Annotated in this window: 11 protein-coding genes; 8 read left to right on the top strand and 3 right to left on the bottom strand. The window is 51.8% G+C overall.

What is annotated here, in order from left to right; genetic code table 11:
- Positions 1-41: 41 nt before the first annotated feature.
- Positions 42-680: a hypothetical protein gene (locus tag FKG94_RS14685; protein WP_142905099.1), complete on the bottom strand. Its 639-nt coding sequence runs from the start codon at positions 678-680 to the stop codon at positions 42-44.
- Positions 681-1105: 425 nt separating this feature from the next.
- Between FKG94_RS14685 and FKG94_RS14680 the strand changes: the two genes are divergently transcribed.
- Positions 1106-2644 (top strand): hypothetical protein, encoded by a 1539-nt coding sequence (locus FKG94_RS14680; RefSeq protein WP_142905098.1) that lies wholly within the window; start codon positions 1106-1108, stop codon positions 2642-2644.
- A 542-nt stretch (positions 2645-3186) separates the two neighbouring features.
- Here FKG94_RS14680 and FKG94_RS14675 read toward each other — a convergent pair.
- Positions 3187-4332 (bottom strand): MFS transporter, encoded by a 1146-nt coding sequence (locus FKG94_RS14675; protein ID WP_142905097.1) that lies wholly within the window; start codon positions 4330-4332, stop codon positions 3187-3189.
- Positions 4322-6631 (bottom strand): TonB-dependent receptor, encoded by a 2310-nt coding sequence (locus FKG94_RS14670; RefSeq protein ID WP_179957660.1) that lies wholly within the window; start codon positions 6629-6631, stop codon positions 4322-4324. Before FKG94_RS14670 ends, FKG94_RS14675 begins: the two co-directional genes overlap by 11 nt.
- A 186-nt stretch (positions 6632-6817) precedes the next feature.
- Between FKG94_RS14670 and FKG94_RS14665 the strand changes: the two genes are divergently transcribed.
- The 7 genes from FKG94_RS14665 (at position 6818) to FKG94_RS14635 (ending at position 14094) form a co-directional block, all read left to right on the top strand.
- Positions 6818-7630: a GntR family transcriptional regulator gene (locus tag FKG94_RS14665; RefSeq protein WP_142905095.1), complete on the top strand. Its 813-nt coding sequence runs from the start codon at positions 6818-6820 to the stop codon at positions 7628-7630.
- 23 nt (positions 7631-7653) lie between these two features.
- Complete coding sequence (locus FKG94_RS14660; RefSeq protein ID WP_218943542.1) at positions 7654-8217, top strand: cysteine hydrolase family protein; 564 nt, start codon at positions 7654-7656, stop codon at positions 8215-8217.
- Positions 8214-9068, top strand: a complete 855-nt coding sequence (locus FKG94_RS14655; protein ID WP_179957659.1) for a carbohydrate kinase family protein — start codon at positions 8214-8216, stop codon at positions 9066-9068. Before FKG94_RS14660 ends, FKG94_RS14655 begins: the two co-directional genes overlap by 4 nt.
- Positions 9069-9106: 38 nt before the next feature.
- On the top strand, positions 9107-9850 hold the full coding sequence (locus FKG94_RS14650; protein ID WP_142905092.1) for a nucleoside phosphorylase: 744 nt from the start codon (positions 9107-9109) through the stop codon (positions 9848-9850).
- 44 nt (positions 9851-9894) lie between these two features.
- Positions 9895-10659, top strand: coding sequence for a sugar isomerase domain-containing protein (locus FKG94_RS14645; protein ID WP_142905091.1), 765 nt, complete (start codon positions 9895-9897; stop codon positions 10657-10659).
- Between the two features lie 22 nt (positions 10660-10681).
- Positions 10682-12133, top strand: coding sequence for an aldehyde dehydrogenase family protein (locus FKG94_RS14640; RefSeq protein ID WP_142905090.1), 1452 nt, complete (start codon positions 10682-10684; stop codon positions 12131-12133).
- Positions 12134-12726: 593 nt separating this feature from the next.
- Positions 12727-14094, top strand: a complete 1368-nt coding sequence (locus tag FKG94_RS14635) for a DASH family cryptochrome (RefSeq protein WP_179957658.1) — start codon at positions 12727-12729, stop codon at positions 14092-14094.
- Positions 14095-14388 lie beyond the last annotated feature (294 nt).

The following is a 14388-nucleotide window of genomic DNA, read 5'->3' as shown; positions in this document are numbered from 1 at the left end:
CCGCCATCGAGGTCTCTTCTGGACATTATCCAGATTAAGTCCTAGTAGTAGTCTTCAACAAACAAGTCATCGTAATAGTCAGAGGCCGGTTTTGGTGGAGACTTGTTAGCGGTTGAGCCTGATGTCCTGGCCCTATCGCCCCCATACCCTGAAAAAGCTTCTTTGACTTCTGGCTTATCCGCCTCGCCTGTAGATACAGTCACCTGGGTTGGACCAACACTTGCCGGCACGGCCTTTTCTGCGCAAACCTTTCCACTCTCAACACGGGCACCTTGTTCCCGGTCAAATAAGGCGGCATCATCGCGAATTCTAGTGTAAGCCAGCGAGATCAGCTTGCCAATCTCGTTAATAACATTTTCTCTCTGTGCCAAGTTTGATCTCGTTTTACCTCCATCCCACAAGCCAACAGCTTCTTCAGGGTCCGGAGTTTCCAGAAATACAGTAGCCACCACATCATTTATCGTTGCTTCAACTGCAAGCATATGATCAATTTTTTCTTGTAGGTTCTGTAGACTTTCCCCATTGCCAATCGCATCTACTCGTTTTCGAGCAGCATCATAGGTGCGCAGATTCGATATCCATTGCTTTAACAGGGTAGTTGGCTCTTCACTTAAATACGGCAGTAGGAACCGCAGCCATCGCTCAAACTGGAAATCAGGATTACAACCAGCATCGGGCATCTTTTCATCTCCAGAAAAGCAGACAGTTTCTTGAATGCAAATTTAATACCGAGTTCAACACCTGCATCTAATAACACGTGCAGACAAGCAGTAACAACAAGGAGATTATCTATCCTCAGATGGCCGGAGCTCTCCAAGAGACGGCTGCCGGTGGCTGCAATCGTCCATCAAATATCTATCGACGTCATACTGAGCCGTCCTGATACTTTATACCAAGAAAAAGCCATTTCCTTGGTGGGCTTAGCATCTTTACATCACGACGTTAAATACACAATGCCAATTCAAGAACAGTTATACCGATTGGTATAAATCCTGCCTTACCGATAAACAGGCAACTATTAAGCACTACCAGCGGCCGATACATCTCTGACGACTCAAATAGCACTATCGAAAAGACTCTGGGAAAACTTAAATGGAGAGTAAAAATGGCGCGGACTTACCAAAGCTTAATCAACCACACTGAGACAGCAGAATTTTCTGAAGTAAAGCTTGAAGCGGACGTAATTATTACTTGCGTCATTCTGGGCTTGGCGGCTACCCGTTATTATCAACGCCAGCCATTTTCTTATGATGTAGAGTACGAAAAAATGCCAGAAGATGAAGCCGAACTTGCCAAGAGTATAGGCTGGCCTAAGGGTAGAAAGCGGGACGAGTATGGCCGCACCGCCGAAGATATCTGGTCTATGAAAAACGCCCGGGAGCAACAGGAGTTTTTTACTGTAATGGCCTGCCTGCAAGATATTCTCGATCGGTTCGAGGGTGGAATGGGGGCTTGGCTAAAAGACCGGCAGTCGCAAAAGGAGGGAGCCGGCGAGTTGATCACCGGCAGAAAAGGAGGAGCTGGACTGACGGGACCTGCCAGGGACAAGGAACCTCGGTCATGGCAAACCAAGGAATTATTGAAAAAACTGAGAGACAAAGACAAAAGCTGGGCAGAAGAAAATAATATTTATACAGGACGAGGAGCCTATATAGGGATTTGGGATGATGAGGTGGAATTGAGTTATAAATATGCTGATACTCCCAATGAGGCACAAAACACACGGCCACCACTCAGGGTTTTTCGTGCCGACAAAGAATGGAATCCCACCGAAAATGACGCGTCGCCCAACATTCCATGGGGAGTCCTCGGCGGCAAGGATAATGATCATGATCAGCCGTTTAGAAATTTGAGGGCTTTAGGCGACGGCGGCATGGGACCTCTACCCGCTCTGGAGCCTATCGGAGGCTACGGCAGAGAAAAGGTCGGCTATATTCATGGTATGAGTGCTGCCATACATATGTGCGTCAGACACGGACCCTGGAGCACTCCCTATGAAGTGACAGTGGGGGAGGCCACCACCAAGATATCCTCCTGCCTGGCTTGCACCACCTATATGTACGCGTTGGGTTACCCACCGTCATCGGGACATCTGGGCCGAGGTGAATCCTGGGTTCCACCGCTAGCAGAAGATAAATTTGCAGTAGTAGAGGACGCTTACCCTGTAGAAGTAAGGCCGGGAGAAAGGATTACAAAAAATAGAGTAAAAATTTACCGAAAAACCATCTGTGATCGCTACGAAAGGATCTGGAATAGGGATATTACCAACTACATGGCGCTCGGAACCTATATTATTCATGCAGGTGAAACGCGCCAGCAAGCCACACTAAATGAAACACTAGGAGACAGCTTTGCAAAGAAAAAAATAGAACCAATACCGGTAATCTCCAAAGAGCACGGAGCAATATTAAAAAAACTAGTTGGCTTTCTTAGTAGTGAAACCACCACCAAGTCAGTCGCCCGCCGCTTTCTAGATGCACTGACAGTGCATGATTCCGACTGGAAGCGTGTAATGCGTACATTTTCCCCACTGTATGAACGGAAGCGGATCAAGGAGCTGATTATCTCTGGAATGGTACGCAGGAAAGAGGACAGTCCACCCGTTGACGAGCAAGAACAGTCATCTGTTATAGCGCCAGACTGACATACGCGGATATCTCTTGCTCAAATACTACCCAGACGACCCGAAGGAGCCAATACCCCGTATCAATATCTCCAATCGAGTCTTAATAACAGCGTGAACCATTGGCGGTCCTTGATCTAGCGATTTTCAGGTGCGATGTCTCTTCTTGCCTCCATTATTTATCCGCATGCCGGGACAACACTTACAAAGCGTCACTAGGAGCTTGCGTCACGTATAATTCTTATCAAGGCAACTCCGCCAACACTGGTCTGACACGGACTATCCGCATTCATCGCTTGGAGTAAAAAGATCGATAAAGTTTTTTACCCCCTGCGATGAGCTTTTTCATAACCAATCGATGGCAAAACTACTAAAACTCACACCAGGCAACAAATATATCAAGTCAATCTTTCACAGGTACTTTTTTGGAGTCAGATTATGTGGGTCAGTGATTCGCAAACGTAAATGCGCCGCTCAAAATTAATTTTATAAACACCACACAGATTCAATGCCTTTCATATACAACTTGCTAGTAAACCACAGAGGGGTAATCATGACACAACTCAGACCTCCCTATAATCCGGTACCTCACTCCCAACCAAAGCAAAAGCGACAGCACTCAAGGCAAGTGTACACAGCACAAAGACCAACAACGCATCCACACCGGAAATATCCGCCGCCAGCCCTCCCAGCAATGGTCCCGCCGCAGAACCCAAACCCTGCACCGCGGCAATCAACACCACAAAATGCCCTTTGCTGTCGAGCACAGCGATCAACGCCATTTGATAGGGCATTACAAAACCAATCCCAAAACCGAGCCCAATCAAACCTCCGGCATAGAGCCACACAGATGTCGCACCAAAGAGCATAAAAACTGCGACAGCCATAACGATGAAACCGGCAAAAAGGGAGAATCTGCGACCCAACCGCGTGCCGAGCAGGGTTGCCAGTACCGACCCCGCGGCGGCGGCCAGCAGATTAGAGGCAATAACCGGGCTGACGGCATCCCGCGACAGGCCCGCCGTAACACCAATGCGCTCGGCAAAGGCCCAGACCGACGCAAACGCCAGACCGGTGGTGAGAATGCCGATCAGAGCCAGAACAATGGATCGTGAGGGGCGGTAAGAATAACCGGCCTCCACTTTTTCTTCTGCCAGGTTTTTAGGTATCAACAGGCCAATGCTCGCCAGCAGGATAATGGCCACACCAAGAGTGTAAGCCGCCCCCTTGAGGCCGCTGGCGGGAATAATATAGCTACCGATAACGTAAGAAACAACGGCCAGGACGGTATAGGAAACAACAATACCTATAGCATAGTTACGATCGGGGTTGGCGGTAGCGGCGAAAATACGGTAGTAGATAGCCCAGAACGACCCCATCATAACCCCGACGGCAATAACCGCCAGCAGGCTCACGCTATAAGAGTCTGTGTCCTGAAGCACAGCCAGGGCCGCTATGATTATCACCGCGCCGGCCAGATTTACCCGTCGCCAGTTAAAGCGCGGCACCCACCAGAGCGCACCGGCAGATGCCAGGGTAAAGCCCAACAGGTAGCCGGAGCCCAGCGAACCTGCCTGAGTCTGGGACAACCCTCCGGCATCCGTTTGCAGGCCGATAAAGTAAGGGAGAAATGCCCAGAACAGTCCACCCGCGGTATAGAGTGCCAGCGCACCGGCGCGGATTGATGGACTGTCGCTGTTAATAGCCATAATCCACGCTTAAACCAAAGGTGCGCGGATAATTATAGTTGGCACCGGCAATATAAAAACCGAAGCCGAGGACCTGGTAAGCCTCGGTAATCCAGGTTTCGTCAGCGAGATTTTTTCCCCACACGGAAAAACGCCATTTGTCATCGGCGGTCTGCACACTAAAACTGGCATCCACATTCCAGTGATCCTCAGTATAAAGCGCCCGGGTGCCGATTAGGTCTCTTTTGATCTCGTCTTCCCAACTGATATCGGCCCGAGCGACAAAATCATACTGGCCATTGACAGGTAAGGTCACAGTAAACGATGAGTTAAAACTCCATTCGGGAGCGTTTGGCAGACTCTCGCCTTCCAGATCAACAATCTGTCCACCGGCAAAGGGATCGCCGTTAAAGGGGGCAGGGCTGTCAAGCCCGGTGCCGGGCGCCGGTGAAGAAAGCTCGCCAAGCTCGCTATTGATATAGCTGATGCCCAGGTTGATATCGAGCCAGTCCGTAGGCAGCAGTCGCAGTTGTGTCTCGAAGCCATACAAATCAGCACCGTCGGCATTAGTGAGCACATTGGCATCGATAGTACCCCGCGGTACGACGGCAACAACCTGAATATCCTGATAATCATAAAAATAAGTCGAAGCTTCCAGGCTGGCTCTGCCATTGGCGAACTTGGTTTTGATGCCGGTCTCATAAGCCACGATGGTTTCGGAGGATGTCGGGTCGATATCAATAACGGCGTCGATAAACTGGCTGTTGTAGGTACCCGCATTAAAGCCGCGGGAAACGCTGGCGTAGACCAGGGTATCCTCACTGACACGCCAGTCCAAGCCTATTTTTCCGGACCAGTCGCCATCGCTAAAATCGTCCGTAATACCGGCCTGCAATGCCGGGGCTGCAAAAAAACCATTGGTCCGATAGCTGAAATCACGCTCCACCTGCGTGTAGCGCCCACCTGCTATAAGCGTTAAATCATCGCTGAGCGGGTATTCCACCTGACCGTAGAGGCCGTAGGTTCTTGTTTCAAGCGTGGAGGTATCACGACGGCCGCCGGAATCAAATGAGGGGTCGCCGGTCAGTTCATCATCGGAAAAATACAGGCCCGCCAGCCAGGTCATCGCCGCAGCGTCGCCGGACGACAGACGCAGCTCCTGTGAAAACTGTTTAATATCGGAGCTGCGCACATTATCAATCGCCGTGGTCGGGCCGGCATCCTCATCCAGTTCATCGCGGCGGCTGAAGTCGTCCCAGCCGGTAACGGAAGTAAACCCCATGTCGCCCAAGTCCCAATTTAACTCAACCATTGCGCCGACGGATTCATTGTTGTGCCGGCCGATAGCATTCTGATTGATGGTGTAGGGATCGCCATCGGTATCATTAAAGGTGTCGCCACTGCCAAATGGGTCTCCGGCCAGGCAGTTGCGCTGCGCGGCGCTGACATTGCCGGTGAAAAACTCATTACAAAGTCGATCGGGAATACCATCGCCATCGGTGTCCTCACCACCTGGAATAAGCGCAAAAGGCCAGACATCGGATTCATCCCTGCCGGCATACACCTGGACCAGCAACTCCACCTCATCACTAGGTTCAAACAACAGAGACAAGCGACCGGACACCTGATCAAGCTCGCCGCCATCGCCGACATCGGGATTCAAATTCGTTAGAGGACTGTCGGTCTGGCGCAAATACTTAACGGCAATGCGCCCGGCGACGGTTTCGGACAGGGCACCGCCGTGAGCGGTTTCGAGCGTGAAACGATTGTATCGACCGTAGCCGGCATTCACATAACCTTCACGCTCGAACGTGGGTCGATTGGCCACAAAGTTGACAGCACCGGCAATCGTATTGCGCCCATAGAGCGTGCCCTGAGGGCCTTTAAGCACTTCCACCCGCTCCAAATCCAGCATGCGAAAACCCAGCATTGGCGGCTGCGAAAGATAAACACCATCGGCATAAACAGCCGTGGACTGTGGCAATGTTTCGATAAAACCATCAGTGTTTACACCGCGCAGGGTGATGATAGGATACCCGAAGTCGCCGAATGGGCCGCGAATGTTCAAGCCGGGCGATAACTGACTGATATCCAGCAGTGAATTGGCCCCGCTTTCACGCAGTTGCTGGCCGGTAAAGGCATCGATAGCAATACCTATATCGTCGAGGCTTTGCTCACGTTTCTGCGCGGTGACCACGACTTCCTCCAATAGCGCGTTATCGTTGGCCTGGGTGCTGTTAGTGGTGGCGGCTACGGCAAACACAGTAAAGATGAAGGTAGGTGTAAATCCTGAATGGCGTAAATAACGTTGAGGTTTCATACACTTTGCCTCTCTTTTATTTTTCATATGATTTAGAAACCACTTCCTTTACATACGAGCCAGAAACCCCTTTTCGTTATGTGCATGCTGCACAACAGGCTTTGATAGCGGCATGGCAAAAATATATAAAAGACCACTTGACTAGTCAAGTGGTCGTTATCATAATTTTACCCCTGGGAGCTAACTATGAAGAAAACCTTACACCGGCATAAAAATCAGCAGCCCCTTTACCTGCAGCTGGCCGATCGCCTGCGGGCGGGGATTGCCGCCCAAGAGTGGCAGCCGGGAGACTTGTTGCCGAGTGAAACAATACTGTCGCAAGACTACGGTGTAAGCCGGGGTACGGTCGTCAAGGCGATAGAGCTGCTGCTGCAGGAGGGGCTGGCGCAAAGGCGCCAGGGGGTCGGAACCTTTGTCAGCCGCCCCGCGCTTCACCGCCAGCCGGGGTTTCTGCAGGGCTTTGCTGAAACCGTGCTAAAGCAGGGGCGGGTGCCATCTCAGCAACTGCTTGAATTACGCCAGTTACAGCGTGATGAAGCGATGCAGTATGGTTGCCATGAACCGGCGGTGTTGTTGCACCGGGTCAGGTTGGTGGACGATATTCCCTGGGCGGTGCACAAAAGCCTTATTCCACTGGCGGTCGCCGGTAACATTCCAGCGCTGAATACCAAGGGTAAACGCCTGCGCGAAGCGGTAAATTTCTCTCTGTACCAGGCCATCGGCGATGCAGGCTATGTGATCGACAACGCAGAGGAAAGCGTGCAGTCAAGACTCGCCAGCGACGCAGAGGCTGAGCTACTTAAAATTGCCGCACCTGCGGCCGTGATGATGGTGCACCGCCGAACGTTTGATCCCGACGGCCAGCTATTGGAATTGGTTGAAGCGATTTATCTCGGCGACTCCTACACCTACGACACCCGACTGGTGCGAACCTACGGGGTAGCAGACATTGCCTCGGTTTCCCTGCCCGAGCAAGATCAAAAGACTACAACAACATGAACACTGACTGGAGAAGTCACCTCGTGACAGGCGCATCGACGGCTTTGGTGCTGGTCGATATACAGAACTCTTTCTTTCACCCCGCTGGCAGCAATTACTACGAGGCTGCCACTGAGATAGTGCCCAACTTACACCGCTTACTGCGGCGCGCCCGCGCATCGGATCGGTTGGTAGTGCATGTCAGCGAACAACATCGACCGGATGTAGAAGACTTTGAGTACGCAAAGTTACCGGAGCATTGCATTGTCGGCAGCCATGATGCGGCGTTTTTCAAAGGCTTTGGGCCCGCGGGCAACAGCAACGAATTCCTTATCGACAAGCGCCGGATGAGTGCCTTCTTTGCCACTGACCTCGACTTACTGTTGCGGGAAAAGAGTATTAGTCGCCTGGTTATCGCCGGCGTCAAAGCCAATGTCTGCGTTCGGGCAACCGTCCAGGATGCGTTTTCACTGGGATATCGCTGCCTGGTTCCCCGGCAGGCGGTGAATTCCAATCGCCCCCATCTGGCAGATGCAGCTTTGGAGGACATCGACCGTTATATGGGATGGGCAGTGACCCTTGCAGAGGCGGAGGACGCGTTATCATGAAAAGCGCAGTCGTTACCGGTTACGCTTCGTTGGATTACCCCGTAATTCTCGATGGCCAGCTCCAGGGCGATCATACGGTGATGATCAAGAGCAGACCGGAGGATAACTTTCCTCGCCCCGGCGGCTCGCCGCGCTATGTAGGCCGTAGCCTGGCACAGACCGGGGTAAAAACTTCCATTGTGACCTGGATCGGCAGCGATGAGATGGGTAAGTTGTTTTGCCGCTCTATAAAAGGCGACGGCATCCGAGAGACTGGGGTTGCTGTGGTTAAGCCGGGTTCTACGCCGATATGCCTGATGTTATACCAACAAGATGGCAGCTGCGGCTGCTGTTTTGACCCGGGGTTTATGGGTCGTGAAGCATTGACGGTTGCTCAGTCGGAGCTGATACGAAAAGCGGACCTACTTTGCATTACCGTCGGTCCGGCACAGATAGGGTTACGGGCATTGTCGCTGGCACGAGCCGAAACCGCAATCGCCTGGGTAGCCAAAAACGATCCCCTGTCTTACTCGGAGGACCTGCGCGAAGCACTCGGACAACGGGCAGATTATATTTTCTGCAATCTGCATGAGCGGGGTTGGATTGACGATGCGATAAAAAGCAGGGCAAAACCGCCTCCACTAGTCATTGAAACACGAGGTGCCGGTGACGTGTTGGTCTGTCAAGGCGAAGAGCGCCATTCGCTTAACGTTACTCATCTGGCTGTAAAAGACACTTGTGGCGCCGGGGATACATTGGCAGGTGCCTGCCTGGCCGCCATCATGAACGGTGAGAAAAGTCTGGCCGCAATAGGCAGGGCTGGCATAGACGCTGTGCAAGCAATGTTAGGCCAACGTGTAGAGACCGACTGAGCAACGATTAAAACAGGGTTCGACGGGCGAGCAGGACAATGGAAAAAAAAGCATGGTATATCGGCTGCAGCAGCCAGCAAATTGCCGATCGGGTGATACTGGTTGGTGACCCCGCCAGGGTTTCACGGCTTCAGGACCTGCTTGACGACGTACAGGTTTTTCCGGTTAACCGCGGGCTGATGACGATTACCGGCTCCTATCAGGGTACCGGTATTACGGTGGCCGCATTTGGAATGGGTGCACCCATCGCCGCGATTGTGATGCACGAACTCTACACCCTGGGCGCCAGAGTTTTTTTACGCATCGGCACAGCCATAGCATTACCCCCCATTGAGCTTGGCGACTTTATTATTGCCGATAAAGCCCAGCGCCATGAGGGAACGTCAAATGCTTACGCCCCCGCAGATTATGAGGCAATTGCCGATCTGGATGTTATCAGCGCATCCATCAATGCGATCAAAGAGAATGGACACAATTATCGGGTAGGCAATTTCGCCAGTTACGATGGCTTTTATCGCGATATGTTTTCCATAGAAAAGTCTACTGATCAGCGCGTACAAAAAAACCTGCACACGCTCAGCGAACAGGGTGTTGTAGCTGTCGATATGGAAACATCGGCACTGTTGACTGTGGGCCGGGTATTGGGCTGCAAGGCCGGCAGTCTCTGCGTAGCAACAGTAAACAGCCTTAAGCATCAAAAAATCGACCATCGCGACATGGAAGTCAGCGAGCAGGATCTCTTTACCGTTGCACTGCGGGCGGTAACTACTACGCAACTGTAGTTATCGCCCCTAAGACAACGTGAACAGATAAATGAGAGGATGATATGAATATTGCCAAACACTATTACGCATTGTTGTCTGAGCGTCTGGAGACTGCTTTTACTAGTCAGTATAAAGCTATCGATCAGGCTGCTGAGCACTGTGCAGACAGCATTGAAAAAGGCAAGCTTGTGTTTACTTTTGGCACCGGCCACGGCTCGTTTGCCGCAATGGAAATGTTCCCTCGCACTGGAACGGCAGTTGGATTCAGGCCCATTGTCGAAAGTTCAATGATTTCCTTTCACCGTGTTCTGGGTGATATGGGCGCGAGACAGTACCGATTCATTCACGCACAAGAGGGATATGGCAAAGCGATAATGTCATCCCATCAAACTGATGCTGAAGATACCATGCTGATTTTCTCCCATTCAGGGCTCAATGCTGTGACCCTCGATGTAGCTATCGAAGCGCAGAAAAAAGGTATGAAACTAATCGCTGTGACCAGTATTCCACATTCCTCCAGTACCCCGTCGCGGCATTCATGTGGTAAGCGACTGTACGAATTTGCCGACGTAGTCATCGATACGGGTGTGCCCAAAGGCGATGCCTCTATTGCTGTAGAGCGAGTAGAAGGCAAGGTAGGAGCGACATCGACCAGTGTCGCTATTGCCCTCGGCCAGGCGATCAATGCGGCAACGGTGGAAAAACTGGCTGCACGAGGCGTGGACCCTTTTATTATGGTCAGCCCCAACACCACGGATAAAGCCAAGGCCGATATCCAAAATGACCGTAACTATGCGGAGTTGTGGCGTCGATTGCGCGCGCGGTAGTGGAAAAACGAGAAATACAGCTATGGTCAATGAAAGATTTTTTTATGCCGGCGAATGGCAAGACCCGCTTGCAACCGAGAGTTTCGATGTACATGATCCGGCAAGCGGGGAGCGCATCGGAAAGATACCGCTGGCGGGCCATGAGGATATTGATCGCGCTGTCCAGGCCGCACGGCAAGCAGTACCGGTTTGGGCCAGCATGCATGCCGATGAGCGCGCACGAATCATTCATAAAGCCGCCGATCTGATTGTTACAAGAATTGATGAAATCGCCGAACTGTTGACCCGGGAACAGGGTAAACCAGTCTCCGGCAGCCGCAAGGAAATTGAGTTTGGGATAGAGGTACTTCGCTATTACGCGCAAGAAGGGCGGTGTGTTTATGGTTCGTTAAGGCCGTCGATGTCAACCGGGATTAAAAGTATTGTCAGTTATCAGCCGCTAGGCGTAGTGGCGGCCATTGTGCCCTGGAACTATCCGGTCGACATTTATTGTTGGAAAATTGGCGCCGCATTAGCCGCCGGCTGTCCGATAGTGGTCAAACCGCCCCACGAGACTCCTTTTGCTATTGGCAAAGTGGTGGAGTGCTTCGAGGAAGCGGGTTTACCGCCAGGGGTGTTGGCGAACTTACCGGGCACAGGCCCGGTAGCCGGAGCGGCCCTGGCAAAACATCCCGGGGTCGATGCTATTTCGGCAACCGCCTCAGTCGCTGCCGGGCAGGATATCATGCGCAATGCGGCGGGTAATTTAAAGCGTTTAAGCCTTGAGCTGGGTGGCCACTCGCCATTTATCGTTTTGCCCGACGCGGATATTGAAGAGGCCGCGAGTGCGGCGATGCGTCGCTCTTTTTCGAATATGGGACAGATCTGTATTGCGGTTAATCGGATACTGGTACATCAAGCGGTGCATAAGCGATTTATCGAGGCGTTAACTGAGTTAACCACCGCTATTGAGCTGGGACACGGCATGGAGCCTGGTGTTGAGTACGGTCCGGCATTGAACCAGTCAGTGATAGAACGTACGCAACGACATATTAAAGACGCGCTGGCCAAGGGTGGCAAACTGATCACAGGCGGGGATCACGCACAGCTTGCAGGTCTCGAAAAAGGGTTTTTCTTCCGCCCCACCTTAATTGACAAGGCTCCCCTGAATTCGCTGCCAATGACTGAGGAAACATATGGGCCGCTTGCCGCAATACATTCCTGTGATTGTGAAAAAACACTGCTTGATAATGCTAACAGCCTTCCCTACGGACTTGCGGCCTACGTTTTTAGCCGCGATCTCGAGCGGGCATGGGACATAGCCGATCAACTTGAGTTTGGTGCGGTGGGGGTCAACATTAATGACACTACGGAATTACAGGCGCCTTTTGGCGGTTGGAAACTCAGCGGCATAGGCAGTGAGCTGGGACCAGAAGGGCTGCACGCATTTCTGCAGCCCAAACATGTAAAGGTGCGAGTAAGGCGCCGCGTGTAGGAATCCCCGCCGATTGAATAATCATTCTACGAGGTGCTATGCCGCGCCTTTATAGAGCCGACATGTATACGCCGCATACCGCCGTCGATGACAAGGGGCGCCCGGCAATTGTTACCCATGGATGATATGTTGAGAGCTTTTCAGCCGACATGGTGGCGGAACCGGATACTCCCAACTATGGGTTTTTACTCTGGCCCGAATGGCACCGACTCAAGCGAAAGCAGATACCCAAAGCGCGCGCCATTCCACTCTGGTCTCAAATCTTGGTTTTTACTTTAACCCTGAACACTTGACCCCGAACACTCCAAACTCCTTACCTTCCTCCCTGTGGTCGCTGGCATCCAGAAGGCGGTGACTCACTTGCATACAAATGTATCCGACCTGAAGCGAACCAAATAGACATTAGTGACGTATACAAAGATCTTTGTAACCTAAGTGACGATGATCCAGGCACCAAGAGACGTCGAACTACTAACGCCCTGTAGGTTAACTTTATGTTTTATATGCCCAAGCAGAGAAAAGTGGCGAATAGTACCGCTGCAATCGAGATCGGCTCCTGGCCGGCAACCAAAGTGGTCAGACAGGTCTGATACATGGCGGACAACCAACCACGGGGCAACGAACCGAAATTGAGGACCGGCATATACTGGTTCACTAACGATCTTCGTATCGAGGACAATCGCGCACTTTCACGAGCCGCTGAAAGAACGAGCCAATTGCTCTGCTGCTATGTGGTCGATCCCTCCTGGTTCACGCCCAACAGGTATGGCCTGAGACCACTGGGCGATCACCGCTGGCGATTCTTATATCAGACGCTGGTTGACTTAAAACACTCACTTGAAGGTCTTGGGCAAGACCTGCTTATCATTTACCAATCACCACTCGATGCCCTGGCGCAGTTAATCTCGCAGTACGACGTTGATGGACTGTTTCGCAGTCAAAACGCCGGGTTCTACGAAAATGGACTCTGGCAGACTCTGCAAAGGCGCTACCAGTTCCTGCACTTTGAAGAGCTTGCCACTCATACGCTGTTTACAGCGGCATCGTTACCTTTTGCTCTTTCGGGGTTACCCGCAACTTTTTCCAAGTTTCGAAAACTTATCGAGCCTTTAAATAACGGCGAAGACCTCTGCGCAGTAATACAGCTTCCGCCTCCACCTCGAGTTAACGACCGGACCCTGACGAAATTGCCTTCGGCTGCGGGGGAAAGTAAATCGGAGGTGTTTAAGGGTGGCGCAAACGAAGGGCACAGACACCTGTCCAGATACTTCGGAACGCGCCTGCCAAGTTCTTACAAACAGGTAAGAAACGCCCTCGATGGCTGGGAAAATTCGACGAAATTTTCACCCTGGCTGGCGAACGGCAGCCTTTCGGCAAGACAGATCCTCAGTGCACTCCGACACTATGAGAGCGGAGTCGAGGCTAACGAATCCACCTACTGGATACAATTTGAATTGCTGTGGCGTGAGTACTTTCAGTGGCTTGCCCATGCGCATCAGGCAACGCTTTTTACTCTCCACGGAATCAGCCGCAAAAAAGTTCTCACTTCCTTCTACCCGGAGCGCTTCCAGCGCTGGTGTCAAGGCAATACACCTTTCCCACTCGTGAACGCCTGTATGAAACAACTCAACGCCACAGGCTATATGTCAAACCGTGGCCGCCAAATTGTGGCCAGCTGCTTTGTCAACGAACTCGATCTGGACTGGCGCTACGGTGCGGCTTACTTTGAGCAGCAGTTGGTAGATTATGATGTGGCAGTAAACTGGGGGAATTGGCAGTACCTGGCGGGGGTTGGCACCGACCCGCGAGGCAAGCGACATTTTGATATTGAAAAACAAACCAAGCTTTACGACCCGGACAAGAGGTTTATTGCGAAGTGGCGTGGCGAGACCGGCGCTACCTCATTGGATTCTGTCGACGCGGCCGACTGGCCGATAATTAACAGCGAGTCATTACGGTGAATCAATATGCCAGAGCACTACAATACCGGTGGTAACATTTCTAAGCATAATCGTTACCCGAATACAAGACTGCCCTGCAGGGGATGCACGGCGGACTGTAAGAACTATGACACTTGTAACGGTAAACCTTGGCGACTGGATAATCTTTCGTTGACAGAAAATATAAGTCTGCGGGGAAATCCTACGGCACATGACCACAAGACCGGCAAAAGTTAAATGTGCAAGGAAAAATTCAATTAGGACAAGGGGTTCTGTGTTAGCCACAAGCCCTACTCTACAATACCTGCAACAGCT

The sequence above is a fragment of the Exilibacterium tricleocarpae genome, assembly GCF_007004655.1.
GTDB classification, from domain to species: Bacteria; Pseudomonadota; Gammaproteobacteria; order Pseudomonadales; family Cellvibrionaceae; genus Exilibacterium; species Exilibacterium tricleocarpae.
Note: the sequence above shows the minus strand (reverse complement) of the source record. Positions and strands in the feature narration are given on the sequence as shown.

Bases quoted from the DNA above. Each gene is read 5' to 3' on its own strand.
- FKG94_RS14685 (WP_142905099.1), bottom strand. From the start codon at position 680: ATGCCCGATGCTGGTTGTAATCCTGATTTCCAGTTTGAGCGATGGCTG.
- FKG94_RS14680 (WP_142905098.1), top strand. From the start codon at position 1,106: ATGGCGCGGACTTACCAAAGCTTAATCAACCACACTGAGACAGCAGAA.
- FKG94_RS14675 (WP_142905097.1), bottom strand. From the start codon at position 4,332: ATGGCTATTAACAGCGACAGTCCATCAATCCGCGCCGGTGCGCTGGCA.
- FKG94_RS14670 (WP_179957660.1), bottom strand. From the start codon at position 6,631: ATGAAACCTCAACGTTATTTACGCCATTCAGGATTTACACCTACCTTC.
- FKG94_RS14665 (WP_142905095.1), top strand. From the start codon at position 6,818: ATGAAGAAAACCTTACACCGGCATAAAAATCAGCAGCCCCTTTACCTG.
- FKG94_RS14655 (WP_179957659.1), top strand. From the start codon at position 8,214: ATGAAAAGCGCAGTCGTTACCGGTTACGCTTCGTTGGATTACCCCGTA.
- FKG94_RS14650 (WP_142905092.1), top strand. From the start codon at position 9,107: ATGGAAAAAAAAGCATGGTATATCGGCTGCAGCAGCCAGCAAATTGCC.
- FKG94_RS14645 (WP_142905091.1), top strand. From the start codon at position 9,895: ATGAATATTGCCAAACACTATTACGCATTGTTGTCTGAGCGTCTGGAG.
- FKG94_RS14640 (WP_142905090.1), top strand. From the start codon at position 10,682: ATGGTCAATGAAAGATTTTTTTATGCCGGCGAATGGCAAGACCCGCTT.
- FKG94_RS14635 (WP_179957658.1), top strand. From the start codon at position 12,727: ATGGCGGACAACCAACCACGGGGCAACGAACCGAAATTGAGGACCGGC.